Annotated in this window: 12 protein-coding genes; 7 read left to right on the top strand and 5 right to left on the bottom strand. The window is 72.7% G+C overall.

All coding sequences use genetic code 11. From position 1 onward, the window contains the following. Positions 1–139: 139 nt before the first annotated feature. Positions 140–1108, top strand: coding sequence for a PLP-dependent cysteine synthase family protein (locus tag ACFV61_RS27310; protein WP_063349213.1), 969 nt, complete (start codon positions 140–142; stop codon positions 1106–1108). Positions 1109–1131: 23 nt separating this feature from the next. Here the strand turns inward: ACFV61_RS27310 and ACFV61_RS27305 are convergent, their stop codons facing one another. Further along, on the bottom strand, positions 1132–1602 hold the full coding sequence (locus ACFV61_RS27305) for a type II toxin-antitoxin system PemK/MazF family toxin (RefSeq protein WP_380494422.1): 471 nt from the start codon (positions 1600–1602) through the stop codon (positions 1132–1134). A gap of 186 nt (positions 1603–1788) precedes the next feature. Here ACFV61_RS27305 and ACFV61_RS27300 point away from each other — a divergent pair, with 186 nt between their 5' ends. Both ACFV61_RS27300 and ACFV61_RS27295 read left to right on the top strand, forming a co-directional pair. Beyond that, entirely contained in the window at positions 1789–1980 is a 192-nt protein-coding gene (locus ACFV61_RS27300; protein ID WP_208869099.1) for a MerR family transcriptional regulator, read from the top strand. Between the two features lie 199 nt (positions 1981–2179). Beyond that, positions 2180–2926, top strand: coding sequence for an MBL fold metallo-hydrolase (locus tag ACFV61_RS27295; RefSeq protein ID WP_350881195.1), 747 nt, complete (start codon positions 2180–2182; stop codon positions 2924–2926). A gap of 33 nt (positions 2927–2959) precedes the next feature. Here ACFV61_RS27295 and ACFV61_RS27290 read toward each other — a convergent pair whose 3' ends face one another. From ACFV61_RS27290 to ACFV61_RS27275, 4 genes are all read right to left on the bottom strand, one after another. Then, positions 2960–4246 carry an LLM class flavin-dependent oxidoreductase gene (locus ACFV61_RS27290; protein ID WP_380335155.1) on the bottom strand — a complete coding sequence of 429 codons (1287 nt, stop codon included), beginning with the start codon at positions 4244–4246 and terminating at the stop codon, positions 2960–2962. Beyond that, positions 4243–5304: an LLM class flavin-dependent oxidoreductase gene (locus tag ACFV61_RS27285; protein WP_380335152.1), complete on the bottom strand. Its 1062-nt coding sequence runs from the start codon at positions 5302–5304 to the stop codon at positions 4243–4245. Before ACFV61_RS27285 ends, ACFV61_RS27290 begins: the two co-directional genes overlap by 4 nt. A 451-nt stretch (positions 5305–5755) precedes the next feature. Continuing rightward, complete coding sequence (locus ACFV61_RS27280) at positions 5756–7027, bottom strand: PTS transporter subunit EIIC (protein ID WP_380494419.1); 1272 nt, start codon at positions 7025–7027, stop codon at positions 5756–5758. Between the two features lie 818 nt (positions 7028–7845). Further along, positions 7846–9147 carry a PTS transporter subunit EIIC gene (locus ACFV61_RS27275; RefSeq protein ID WP_063349219.1) on the bottom strand — a complete coding sequence of 434 codons (1302 nt, stop codon included), beginning with the start codon at positions 9145–9147 and terminating at the stop codon, positions 7846–7848. Between the two features lie 399 nt (positions 9148–9546). Between ACFV61_RS27275 and ACFV61_RS27270 the strand changes: the two genes are divergently transcribed. The 4 genes from ACFV61_RS27270 to rdgB all read left to right on the top strand — a co-directional run bounded on the left by ACFV61_RS27270 (position 9547) and on the right by rdgB (position 11810). Next, positions 9547–9780, top strand: a complete 234-nt coding sequence (locus tag ACFV61_RS27270) for a glucose PTS transporter subunit EIIB (RefSeq protein WP_063349220.1) — start codon at positions 9547–9549, stop codon at positions 9778–9780. 105 nt (positions 9781–9885) lie between these two features. Next, positions 9886–10611, top strand: a complete 726-nt coding sequence (rph, locus tag ACFV61_RS27265; protein WP_063349221.1) for a ribonuclease PH — start codon at positions 9886–9888, stop codon at positions 10609–10611. Positions 10612–10783: 172 nt separating this feature from the next. After that, positions 10784–11173 (top strand): hypothetical protein, encoded by a 390-nt coding sequence (locus ACFV61_RS27260; RefSeq protein ID WP_380335144.1) that lies wholly within the window; start codon positions 10784–10786, stop codon positions 11171–11173. A 31-nt stretch (positions 11174–11204) separates the two neighbouring features. Further along, a complete protein-coding gene (rdgB, locus tag ACFV61_RS27255) occupies positions 11205–11810 on the top strand; it encodes an RdgB/HAM1 family non-canonical purine NTP pyrophosphatase (protein WP_063349223.1) in 606 nt (201 codons plus the stop codon). The last annotated feature ends 104 nt before the right edge of the window (positions 11811–11914 follow it).

The raw sequence follows: 11914 nt of genomic DNA, 5'->3' as shown, positions 1-11914 counted from the left end.
CGCCTCCCCGCGGGCCACTGCGTCACAATCCTCCCCGCGGGGGCCCGGGGTGCCCGGGCACCTCCCGCCCGCCCCCCCCCCCCGCGGGGGGCGGGAGGGCGCCCTTCCGCACCCTCACCGCCGTGGCCGGAGGCCTCCCTTGCGTTACGACAGCCCGCTCGAAGCCGTCGGCAACACCCCGCTGGTCCGCCTGCCGCGGCTGTCCGCGGCCGTCCCCGGCAACACCGACGGACAGGTGACGCTCTGGGCCAAGCTGGAGGACCGCAACCCCACCGGCTCGATCAAGGACCGCCCGGCGCTGCACATGATCGAGCGCGCCGAGGCCGACGGCCGGCTCACCCCCGGCTGCACCATCCTGGAACCCACCAGCGGCAACACCGGCATCTCGCTCGCCATGGCCGCCAAGCTCAAGGGCTACCGGATGGTCTGCGTGATGCCCGAGAACACCAGCGAGGAACGGCGCGAACTGCTCCGCATGTGGGGCGCCGAGATCATCCCCTCGCCGGCCGCCGGCGGCTCCAACACCGCCGTCCGGATCGCCAAGGAGATCGCCGCCGAGCACCCGGACTGGGTCATGCTCTACCAGTACGGCAACCCCGACAACGCGGGCGCCCACTACGCCACCACCGGCCCCGAGATCCTCGCCGACCTGCCGACCGTCACCCACTTCGTGGCCGGCCTCGGCACCACCGGCACCCTGATGGGCGTCGGCCGCTACCTGCGCGAGAAGGTCCCCGGCGTGCGGATCGTCGCCGCCGAACCCCGCTACGACGACCTCGTGTACGGGCTGCGCAACCTCGACGAGGGCTTCGTCCCCGAGCTGTACGACGCCGCGGTGCTCACCACCCGCTTCTCGGTCGGCTCCGCAGACGCCGTCCGCCGCACCCGCGAACTCCTCCAGCAGGAGGGCATCTTCGCGGGCGTCTCGACCGGCGCGATCCTGCACGCCGCGCTCGGCGTCGGCCGCAAGGCCGCGGCGGCCGGGGAGCGCGCCGACATCGTGTTCGTGGTCGCCGACGGCGGCTGGAAGTACCTGTCCACCGGCATCTACACCGCGGAGACCACCGAGGCGGCCGTCGAGGCGCTGCAGGGGCAGCTCTGGGCCTGAGAGCCCTGTCGGTGCTGGAGGACCTAGCCGCGTTGCAGGGCCTGCTGCGCGCGGGACCAGACCTGCCGGTCCACCGTGCCGGCCCGGCGGCGGAAGGCCGACAGCGGCACCTCGCGCAGCTCGTCGGTCTCCAGCCAGCTGGTGCGGCCCTGCCGGTCGCCCACCGAGGCGGGCGGCAGCGGCAGCACGCCCGGGCGTTCGGTGTGGTGCTTGCTGGTGATCTTCGCGACGGTGGCGGTGCGGCCGTGCACCCGCAGCACCAGGCACGGGCGGTCCTTCGACCCCGGGCCGTCCTCGAACGGGACCTCCGCCCACCAGATCTCCTGCGGCTGCGGCCCCGGGCGGCCCTTGGCCGCCGGGCGCGGGCGCGGAGCCGTCGGCCCGGCCGGTCGCGGCGCCGGGCGGGTGCGCCGGACCAGCGCCCGCACGACGGCGGCCAGCAGCGCGACGCCCGCCACCGCCAGGACCACCCAGACCCCGGTCGAACTGTTCATGGCGCGAACCGTACCGGGCCTATGGCGGCCCCCACCACCGTGAGTGCCGGGACGGCCGGGCATTTGTCCGCAGCGTGCTCCCGGTTCGTCACGGAATGACCACGGTGCCCGTTCTGTGGAGAAGAGTCGCCAACGCCCGGACAGGCTGCCTCACGTACGCCCGCCCCGCCCCTCCGGAGGTGCCTCGTGGGGAGAAGCTCCGAGCTGTGGTCCTACGCCGAGATCGCCCGCCACATCAACGTGCAGGCCGAGACCGTCCGCAACTACCGGCGGCACGGTCTGCTGCCCGCCCCGGACGTCCTCGACGGCAGCGGCCACCCCCGCTGGTACCCCGACACGATCAAGGCCTGGGCCCGCAACCGCCCCCGCCACCGCTGACCCGACGGCACCCGAACGGACGGCACCGCCCCCGCCCCGGCGTTCTGGTGATTCCAGCCACAGCCCGGCACGGGGACGGGGGCAAAGTGCCGCTCCGCCCTTACTCTCGACACGCGAAGCAGTGCTACCGGCCGGTTTCACCGGCCCGGCCTGCCGTTTTCCAGCAGCAGCCAGGACGTGTCGGGGCGGAGGGGCTCGGATGAAACTGACCGTGGTGGGGTGCTCGGGGAGCTTCCCGTCCGCCGAATCGCCCTGCTCCAGTTACCTCGTCGAGGCCGACGGCTACCGCGTCGTGCTCGACCTCGGCAACGGCGCCCTCGGCGCCCTGCAGAAGTACGTGGACATCTACGAGGTCGACGCCGTCCTGCTCAGCCACCTGCACGCCGACCACTGCGTCGACCTGTGCGCCTACTGGGTCGCCCGCAACTACCGCGCCGAGGGCTGCCCCGACCCGATGCCCGTCTACGGCCCGGCCGGCACCGCCGAACGGCTCGCCCGCGCCTACGACATGCCGGAGAACCCGGGGATGAAGGAGGTCTTCGACTTCCACACCCTCACCCCCGGGGCCTTCGACCTCGGCCCGTTCCGGATCGAGGTCGCCCAGGTCAACCACCCCGTCGACGCCTTCGCCTTCCGCCTCGAACACGACGGTCGCGCGCTCGTCTACTCCGGCGACACCGGCGAGAGCGCCGAACTCGTCGAACTCGCCCGCGACGCCGACCTCTTCCTCTGCGAGGCCGCCTACATCGACGGCCGGGACACCTACCAGGCCGTCCACCTCAACGGCCGGGAAGCCGGCGAGCACGCCGCCGCCGCCCACGTCCGCCGGCTCGTCCTGACCCACATCCCCCCGTGGACCGACGCCGAGCACAACCGCCGCGACGCCGCCGCCGCGTACCCGGGCCCCGTCGAGGTCGCCCGGGCCGGCGCGGTGTACCGGATCTGAGCAGGCGGGCTGGTCGTCTCGGCGTCGGCCGTCTCAGGGGCGGCCGGGGAGCGGCAGGCCGAGGTGGTCGCGCAGGGTCGTGCCGCTGTAGTCGGTGCGGAACACCCCGCGTTCCTGGAGCAGCGGCACCACGCGGTCGACGAACGCGTCCAGGCCGCCCGGGGTCAGGTGGGGGACGAGGATGAAGCCGTCGGCCGCGTCGTTCTGCACGAAGAAGTCGATCCGCTCGGCGACCGTCGCGGGGGAGCCGATGAAGGACTGCCGGCCCGTCACCTCGATCACCAGCTCGCGGCTGGTGAGCTTCTTCTCGGCGGCCAGGGCCCGCCAGCGGGCGGCGACGGCCAGTGGGTCGCCGATCCGGACCCGGCCCTGGGCCAGGGCGCTGTCCGGGTCGGGGTCGACGGCGGGCAGCGGACCGTCCGGGTCGTGGTCGGACAGGTCGATGCCCCAGACCTGTTCCAGGAAGGCGATCGTGGTCTGCGGCCCGACCTGGGCCCGGCGGATCTCGGCGGCGAGTTCGGCGGCCTCGGCGTCGGTGTCGCCGAGGGCGAAGGTGACGCCGGGCATGATCTTCAGCTCGTCCGGCTTGCGGCCGTACGCGGCGAGCCGGCGCTTGACGTCCGCGTGGAAGGCCTGGCCGTCGGCGAGGGTGGAGTGCCGGCTGAAGACGACGTCGGCGGTCGCGGCGGCGAACTCCCGGCCCTCGTCGGAGTCCCCGGCCTGGATGACCACCGGGTGGCCCTGCGGCGGGCGGGGCAGCGAGAGCCGGCCCTCGACCTCGAACTGCGGGCCGCGGTGCCGGACGGTCTCCGCTCCGCCGCCCCAGAACTCCCGGGCGAGCTGCACGAATTCGGCGGCCCGGGTGTAGCGGTCGGCGCGGTCGAGGTAGCCGCCGCGGCGGAAGTTCTCCCCGGTGAAGGCGTCCGAGGAGGTGACCACGTTCCAGGCCGCGCGCCCGCCGGAGAGGTGGTCCAACGAGGCGAAGCGGCGGGCCAGTTCGTACGGTTCGTTGAAGGTGGCGTTGACGGTGCCGGCCAGCCCGAGGCGGGTGGTGACGGCGGCCAGCGCGTTCAGCACGGTGATCGACTCGGGGCGGCCGACCACGTCCAGGTCGTGGATGCGGCCCTTGTTCTCGCGCAGCCGCAGGCCCTCGGCGAGGAAGAAGAAGTCGAACTTCCCGCGCTCGGCGGTCTCGGCGAGGTGGCGGAAGGAGTCGAACTCGATGTGGCTGCCGGAGTCCGGGTCGCTCCACACCGTGGTGTTGTTGACGCCGGGGAAGTGCGCGGCGAGGTGGATCTGCTTGAGCGGGCGGTCCGTCATCGGGTCACCTCGGCGAGAGCGGCAGCGGACGGGATGGTGGACGGGGTGTTGGTGGCGGCGGCGGTGGCGTAGCGGTTGGCCGGGCGGGCCAGGCCGAGGTGGTCGCGCAGGGTGCGGCCGGCCGCGTACCCGGCGCGGAACAGCCCCTGGGCGCGCAGCACCGGGACGACCCGTTCGGCGAGGGCGGCCAGGTCCCGTTCGGGCTCGGCGGGGACGAGGTGGAAGCCGTCGACGCCGGTGCCGATCGCGGCGAGGTCGGCGAGCAGGCGGTCGGCCGCGGCGTCGTCGGGCAGGGCGGCATCGGTCCGGGCGAGGATGCGCAGGTGCTCGCCGGCGCGCAGCCGCAGTTCGGTGGCGGCCGCCAGCCGGGCGGCGTGGTCGGGGGCGTCCAGCAGCACGACGTCGGCGTACCGGATCGCCGTCGCGACCCGGGCGCGCCCGCCGGGGGAGGCGTACGGGGCGAGGTCGACGGCGGCCACCGGGACGGCGACGACCGGGCGGCCCTGCGGTGGGCGCGGGGTGATCGACGGTCCGCGGACGGAGAAGTGCGGACCCTCGAAGTCGACGTAGTGCAGCTTGTCGCGGTCGACGAACCGCCCGGTGGCGGTGTCGCGGATCTCCGCGTCGTCCTCCCAGCTGTCCCAGAGCCGGGCGGCGACCTCGACGGCGTCGGCGGCCTCGGCCCAGAGCGCGTCCGCGGGGGCGGTCGGGCGGCGGCCGAAGGCCTTGGCCTCGGCCTCGGTGGCGGAGACGCCGACCAGCCAGCCGGCCCGGCCCCGGCTCACCCAGTCCAGGGTGTTGACCGCGATCGAGGTGTGGAACGGCTCGGTGTGGGTGGTGGTGACGGTGGGCACCAGCCCGACCCGCTCGGTCAGCGGGGCGATCCGGGCGAGGGTGGCGAGGGCGTCGGGGCGGCGCGGTTCGGGGGTGAAGGAGTCGTCGAGGGTGACGAAGTCGAGGGTGGCCCGCTCGGCGAGGCGGGCGAGGGCGGCGTAGTGCCCGGCGTCGACGTGGCCGGGGCTGTCCAGGGCGGCGGAGAGGTGCAGTTGGCGGGGCATGCTGAGGCCTGACTTTCCTCGTGCGGACGCGTGCGGGCGACGCCGGCGAACCCGCACAGGGTGTGTGCGGGTGCGTACGGCCGCGCGCGGGTGCGCGGTGACGGCCCGGAGGCGGGCGGGGCCCGTGCGGGCGGGAGGGGAGGAACGGCGCCGGGCGGGAGGTCAGCCGGGCGGCGGGGGGAACGGTCGGCTCAGCCGCGACACGCCGCGGACCACACGCGACCGAAGTCGATGTGGCTGCGGGTCACCAGCGGGCAGGACGCGTTCACGGCTTCAGTTGACCAGTGCCTCCGCCGGTTCGTCAACCGCCGTTCCCGCCGCCCCGGGGCGGGACGCAGGACGGGCCCCGCCGGGATGCGCGACGGGCACGGACCGGGACGCACGACGACCCCGCCCCGCCGCTGGGGGAGCAGCGGCAGGGCGGGGTCGTGGAGTGCGGACGGACGGGGCCTCAGGCCTTGGTCACGTCCTCGATCTCGTCGTCGTCCTCGCGACCGGGGGTCTTGAGGTCGAACTTGGTGATCGCGAAGCGGAAGAGGAAGTAGTACAGCGCGCCGAAGACCAGGCCGATCGGGATGATCAGCCACGGCTTGGTGGCCAGGTTCCAGTTGAGCCCGTAGTCGATCAGTCCGGCCGAGAAGCCGAAGCCGTCGTGCACGCCCAGGCCCCAGGTGACGGCCATCGAGAGGCCGGTGAGCACCGCGTGGATCAGGTAGAGCACCGGGGCGATGAACATGAAGGAGAACTCGATCGGCTCGGTGACGCCGGTCACGAAGCTGGTCAGTGCGACGGAGATCATCATGCCGAGCACGGCCTTGCGGCGCTCGGGGCGCGCGGCGTGGGCGATCGCGATGGCGGCGGCGGGGAGGCCGAACATCATGATCGGGAAGAAGCCGGACATGAACTGGCCGGCGGTCGGGTCGCTGTGGAAGAAGCGCGGGATGTCGCCGGTCCAGGTGTGGCCGGTGGGGTCGGTGAAGCTGCCGACCTGCTGCTGGAAGAAGGTGTTCAGGAACTGGTGCATGCCGACCGGGATCAGCGCGCGGTTGGCGACACCGTAGACGCCGGCGCCGACGCTGCCGAGGCCGGTCAGCCAGTCGCTGGCGTGGGTCAGGCCGGTGCCGATCGGGCCCCAGACGAGGCCCATGACGACGCCGAGCAGGGTGCCGACGAACGCCATGATGATCGGCACGAGGCGGCGGCCGTTGAAGAAGCCGAGCCAGTCGATGAGCTGCTTGCGGTGGTACTTCTGCCAGATCACGGCGCTGAGCAGGCCGACCACGATGCCGCCGAAGACCCCGGGGTTCTGGGGCTTTCCTTCCGGCAGCGCCGCGGTGATGGTCCCGTCCACCGGGAAGACGGTCAGCACGTTGTGGAAGACCAGGTAGCCGACCAGGGCGGCCAGCGCGGTCGAGCCGTCGGCCTTCTTGGCGAAGCCGATGGCGACACCGACGCAGAACAGCAGCGCCAGGTTCTTGAAGACCGCGTCACCGGCGGTGGCGAAGACCTCGGCGACCTTCCCCCAGCCGAGCCCGTCCTTGCCGAAGACATCGGGCTGGCCCAGCCGGACCAGGATGCCCGCGGCCGGGAGGACGGCGACCGGCAGCTGGAGGCTGCGGCCGATCTTCTGCAGGCCCTGGAGCAGGTTCTGGCCGAATTTCTTGGCGGGGCTTGGCGTGGCCGGAGCCGAGGCGGGCGTCGGTGCCTGCGCTGACTGACTCATTGGGGTGGGTTCCTAACGGCATGGCGGTCGGGGGAGGGGCACAGGGGGCCGAACCGCGAACTGGTCTACACCACGTGTGGTGTAGACCAGTTTTGTAGCACGGGTGGAGAAGGGGGGGAACCCCGGAAAGCGCCCCTGCCGGGAAGCGCTATGAAATCGAAACCTAGTTGCGGAACGACGATCATGATTACCCGCCGTGATTGGGATTTTGGCTATTTGCGCAACAAAAAGGCCCGGCCCCGCCCGGCGGCCCCGTCGAGGCCTCGTCAGGGGTCCGTCGCGGGCCCGGCGATGTGCGAACGGGGGCCGGGTCGGCGGGGTTCACGGGCGGACGCGGCGAGGCCCGGGCGGAGGCGGCCCCCGGAGCCCGGGTGCCCGCCCGCCGGGGTCCGGGCCGGGCGCGGCGGGCGGCGGGGAAGGGGCCCGCCGGGGTGTCGGACATCACGAACGACCGTCGGCCGGGAGGAGTCCGGGCCCCACCCCGTCCGGCTTCGGCCAATCCGCGGCTTTCCGACCCCCCGCGGCGCATGGTCGGGGCCGGCGCGGAAACGGCGGCGGCCGATTGCCGGCCACCGCCCGCGCCGGGCGGCGGCGGCCTTTCCCCACCCCCGGCGCGCCCCCGTCCGGCGGCCCGGCGGCCGGGCGGTGCGGGCCGCCCCGGCCCCGCCTGACACGGCCGACGGCCCGCCGGGGAATCCCCGGGGCGCATATCGGAATTGTTTTACCGCCCGGGCATTTGGTCCTTTCCGGAAATGCCGAAGGCCTCCGGGCCGTCGGGTCCGGAGGCCATTGCGGGTGCTGCCCGGTGACGCTCGGTTTCAGAGCTTGGTGACGTCCTCGACCTCGCTCTCGTCCTCCCGCCCGGGTGTTTTCAGATTGAATTTGACGATGATGAACCGGAAGAGCGCGTAGTACACGGCGGCGAAGCAGAGCCCGATCGGGATGATCAGCCACGGCTTGGTGGCCAGCCCCCAGTTGATGACGTAGTCGATCAGGCCGGCCGAGAAGCTGAAGCCGTCGTGCACCCCGAGCCCCCAGGTGACGGCCATCGAGGCGCCGGTCAGCAGCGCGTGCACGCCGTACAGGGCCGGGGCGACGTAGGCGAAGGAGTACTCGAGCGGTTCGGTGACGCCCGTCACGAAGGAGGTCAGGCCGACCGAGAGCATCAGGCCGTAGATCTCCTTGCGGCGGTGCGGTTTCGCCGAGTGCGCGATCGCCAGTGCGGCGGCGGGCAGCGCGAACATCATGATCGGGAAGAATCCGGACTGGAACTGGCCGGCCGTCGGGTCGCCCGCCAGGAAGCGCGGGATGTCGCCGTGCGCGATGGTGCCGTCCGGCTTGATGAACTCGCCGAACTGGAACCAGACGAATGTGTTCAGCAACTGGTGCATGCCGATCAGCAGCAGCGCGCGGTTGAACAGGCCGAAGATGCCGGCGCCGCCCGCGCCCAGGTCGGCCAGGGTCTGGCTGAAGTCGTTGAGCCCGCGGCCGATCGGCGGCCAGACCCAGAGCGCCACGCAGGCGGTGGCCAGGCCCACCACCGCGGTGATCATCGGCACCAGGCGGCGGCCGTTGAAGAAGCCCAGCCAGTCGACCAGCCTGGTGCGGTGGAAGCGGACCCAGAGCCAGGCCGACATCAGGCCGATCAGGATGCCGCCCAGGACGCCCGGGTTCTGGTACGTCGCGGCCGCCGCCTTGGCCGAGCTGTAGTCCACGCACTGGCCGGTCCAGGAGTCGGTGACCAGGACCGTCCCGCTCTTGCAGCTCTCCGGGAACGCGTGCAGGACCTTGTAGTAGACGAGGAAGCCCACCACGGCGGCCAGCGCGGTGGAACCGTCCGCCTTCTTCGCCATGCCGATCGCCACACCGACGCAGAACAGCATCGGCAGGCCGAACGAGGAGTCCAACAGGGCGCCGCCGGCCGCGGCGAAGACCTTGGCGACGTCGGTCCAGCCGAGGCCGTCCTGGCCGAAGACGTCGGGCTGGCCGAGCCGGTTGAGGATGCCGGCCGCGGGGAGCACCGCCACCGGGAGCTGCAGGGAGCGGCCCATCTTCTGGAGGCCGCCGTAGAAGGTGTGCCACCACACGCGCTGCGGGGCCGTGGCGCCTGCCGAACTCATCCTTCGCCCTCCGGGAGCAGTTGCCGGCCGGTGGCCCCCGGCGGGACCCCCGGGCGGGGATCCGGAACACCCGGGGTCCTTTCTGCGTTCATCGGAGTACACATATATTGGTGTAGACCACTTTGGGACGCAGGCCGCACGCCGGGCGCGAGCCCGCTGCTCGTCATCCTCTGGTGGCGGCCGGGACCGTGCGCGCCGGAATGGGCCAAAAGTGGACTAACGTGGCAGATCGGACCGGAGCAGGTGATGCTGGTCGCGCTGCCCGGCGGCGCGACCGCGGCTGAACCCGCGTCAGCACCGGTACCGACCACGCCGGCCACCGGTCGGCGGACACCCCAGCACAGCGCAGGACGGCACCCGGCAGAGCGGCCGGCGGGCCGAGACAGAGGGAGAAATCAGATGGCCAGCAAGGCTGAGAAGATCGTCGCCGGTCTGGGCGGCATCGACAACATCGAAGAGGTCGAGGGCTGCATCACCCGCCTTCGCACCGAGGTCAAGGACGCCTCCCTGGTCAACGAGGCCGCCCTCAAGGCCGCCGGCGCCCACGGCGTCGTCAAGATGGGCACCGCCATCCAGGTCGTCATCGGCACCGACGCCGACCCGATCGCCGCTGACATCGAGGACATGATGTGAGCTGAGCCACCGGGCTCACCCCACCCCCGGCCCGCCCCCCCCCCCGGGACGGGGGGCCCGAGGCGCACCAGGAACACCCGCTCCGAGCGACTACGCTCAGTGCCTATGTCACGCATCGACGGCCGCACCCCCGACCAGCTCCGCCCCATCACCATCGAACGGGGCTGGAGCAAGCACGCCGAAGGATCCGTCCTCATCTCCTACGGCGACACCAAGGTGCTGTGCACCGCCAGCGTCACCGAGGGCGTCCCCCGCTGGCGCAAGGGCAGCGGCGAAGGCTGGGTCACCGCCGAGTACTCCATGCTCCCGCGCGCCACCAACACCCGCGGCGACCGCGAGGCCGTCAAGGGCCGCATCGGCGGCCGCACCCACGAGATCAGCCGGCTCATCGGCCGCTCGCTGCGCGCCGTCGTCGACCACCGCGCCCTCGCCGAGAACACCATCGTCCTCGACTGCGACGTCCTCCAGGCCGACGGCGGTACCCGCACCGCCGCCATCACCGGCGCCTACGTCGCCCTCGCCGACGCCGTCGCCTGGGCCCGCGACCGCAAGCTCCTGCGCGCCAAGGGCCAGCCCATCACCGGCGGCGTCAGCGCCGTCAGCGTCGGCATCATCGACGGCGTCCCGATGCTCGACCTCCAGTACGAGGAGGACGTCCGCGCCGAGACCGACATGAACATCGTCTGCACCGCCGACGGCCGCTTCGTCGAGGTCCAGGGCACCGCCGAGGGCGCCCCCTTCGACCGCGCCCTGCTCGACCGCCTGCTCGACCTCGGCACCCTGGGCTGCGCCGAGCTCGACGAGATCCAGCGCAAGGCCCTGGAGGCCTGAACCGGTTCGGCCCACGGCGCCGTGGACCCGGATGTACCCGCCGCCGTACGGGCCGCTGTACACGCCGGGCCCGAAGCCCGTACGGTTCCCGCAGCACCCCTGCTGCGGGAACCGCGCACCCCCCGGCGCGCGTCCCGTCCCACGGAACCCGCGCGCCCCACAGGAGGACCGGATGCCGTCCAGCATCGCCCGCCCCGCCGCCCTCGCCGTGGCCGGCCTGATCGCCATCCTCCCGCTCAGCATGGTCAGTTGCTCCGCAGCCCAGAAGGCGATCGACTGCGGCAACACGGCGGTCAGGATCACCGGCGACCTCGCCGACGTCACCAGCGCCTACGGCAACGCGAGCAACGACTCGGCGGCCGCCGCGAAGGCGCTGGAGAAGCTCAGGACCGACCTCAACCAGGTCGGCAAGAACTCCAAGAACACCGACGTCGCCAAGGCCGTCGCCGACCTGCAGAAGCAGGCCGACAAGGTCCAGCAGGCCGTCGACAAGAAGGAGGTCCCCGACCTCAAGCCGCTCGGCGACGCGGCCGGCAACCTCACCTCGGTCTGCACCGGCTGACGCCGGAACGGCTGCCGATAGGGTGGGCGATATGTCCACCCGATTGATCCTCGCCACCCGTAACCAGCACAAGGTCGCCGAACTCCGCGCCATCCTCGGCGAGGCCGGCCTGGACGTCGAACTCGTCGGCGCCGACGCCTACCCCGAGATCCCGGACGTCCCGGAGACCGGCGTCACCTTCGCCGAGAACGCGCTCCTCAAGGCCCACGCCCTCGCCCGCGCCACCGGCCTGCCCGCCGTCGCCGACGACTCCGGCCTCTGCGTGGACGTCCTGAACGGCGCCCCCGGCATCTTCTCCGCCCGCTGGGCCGGCAAGCACGGCGACGACCGCGCCAACCTCGACCTGCTGCTCGCCCAGCTCTCCGACATCTCCGACCCGCACCGCGGCGCCCACTTCTTCTGCGCCGCCGCCCTCGCCCTCCCCGACGGCACCGAGCGCGTCGTCGAGGGCCGCCTCCTCGGCACCCTGCGCACCGCCCCCTCCGGCGACGGCGGCTTCGGTTACGACCCGATCCTCCAGCCCCTCGGCGAGACCCGCACCTGCGCCGAACTCACCCCCGCCGAGAAGAACGCCATCAGCCACCGCGGCCAGGCCTTCCGCGGCCTCGCCCCGGTCGTCAAGGACCTCCTGGGCTGAGAAAATAGTTAGGGGGGGCGCGCCGAATGTGATTGGGGGGGGGGGGGGGTTTGTTTTCTCGGGTGGTGGGGGCTCGGGGGTGTGAGCACAGCACCGCCTCCCAG

It is taken from the genome of Kitasatospora sp. NPDC059817, from assembly GCF_042731835.1.
GTDB lineage: Bacteria > Actinomycetota > Actinomycetes > Streptomycetales > Streptomycetaceae > Kitasatospora.
The sequence above is the reverse complement of the archived record's forward strand: the minus strand, read 5'-3'. Positions and strand labels throughout refer to the sequence as shown.

What these genes read in the sequence shown, in the direction of transcription:
- ACFV61_RS27305 (WP_380494422.1), bottom strand. Translation starts at nt 1,602, where the DNA reads ATGAACAGTTCGACCGGGGTCTGGGTGGTCCTGGCGGTGGCGGGCGTC.
- ACFV61_RS27295 (WP_350881195.1), top strand. Translation starts at nt 2,180, where the DNA reads ATGAAACTGACCGTGGTGGGGTGCTCGGGGAGCTTCCCGTCCGCCGAA.
- ACFV61_RS27290 (WP_380335155.1), bottom strand. Translation starts at nt 4,246, where the DNA reads ATGACGGACCGCCCGCTCAAGCAGATCCACCTCGCCGCGCACTTCCCC.
- ACFV61_RS27285 (WP_380335152.1), bottom strand. Translation starts at nt 5,304, where the DNA reads ATGCCCCGCCAACTGCACCTCTCCGCCGCCCTGGACAGCCCCGGCCAC.
- ACFV61_RS27280 (WP_380494419.1), bottom strand. Translation starts at nt 7,027, where the DNA reads ATGAGTCAGTCAGCGCAGGCACCGACGCCCGCCTCGGCTCCGGCCACG.
- ACFV61_RS27275 (WP_063349219.1), bottom strand. Translation starts at nt 9,147, where the DNA reads ATGAGTTCGGCAGGCGCCACGGCCCCGCAGCGCGTGTGGTGGCACACC.
- ACFV61_RS27270 (WP_063349220.1), top strand. Translation starts at nt 9,547, where the DNA reads ATGGCCAGCAAGGCTGAGAAGATCGTCGCCGGTCTGGGCGGCATCGAC.
- rph (WP_063349221.1), top strand. Translation starts at nt 9,886, where the DNA reads ATGTCACGCATCGACGGCCGCACCCCCGACCAGCTCCGCCCCATCACC.
- ACFV61_RS27260 (WP_380335144.1), top strand. Translation starts at nt 10,784, where the DNA reads ATGCCGTCCAGCATCGCCCGCCCCGCCGCCCTCGCCGTGGCCGGCCTG.
- rdgB (WP_063349223.1), top strand. Translation starts at nt 11,205, where the DNA reads ATGTCCACCCGATTGATCCTCGCCACCCGTAACCAGCACAAGGTCGCC.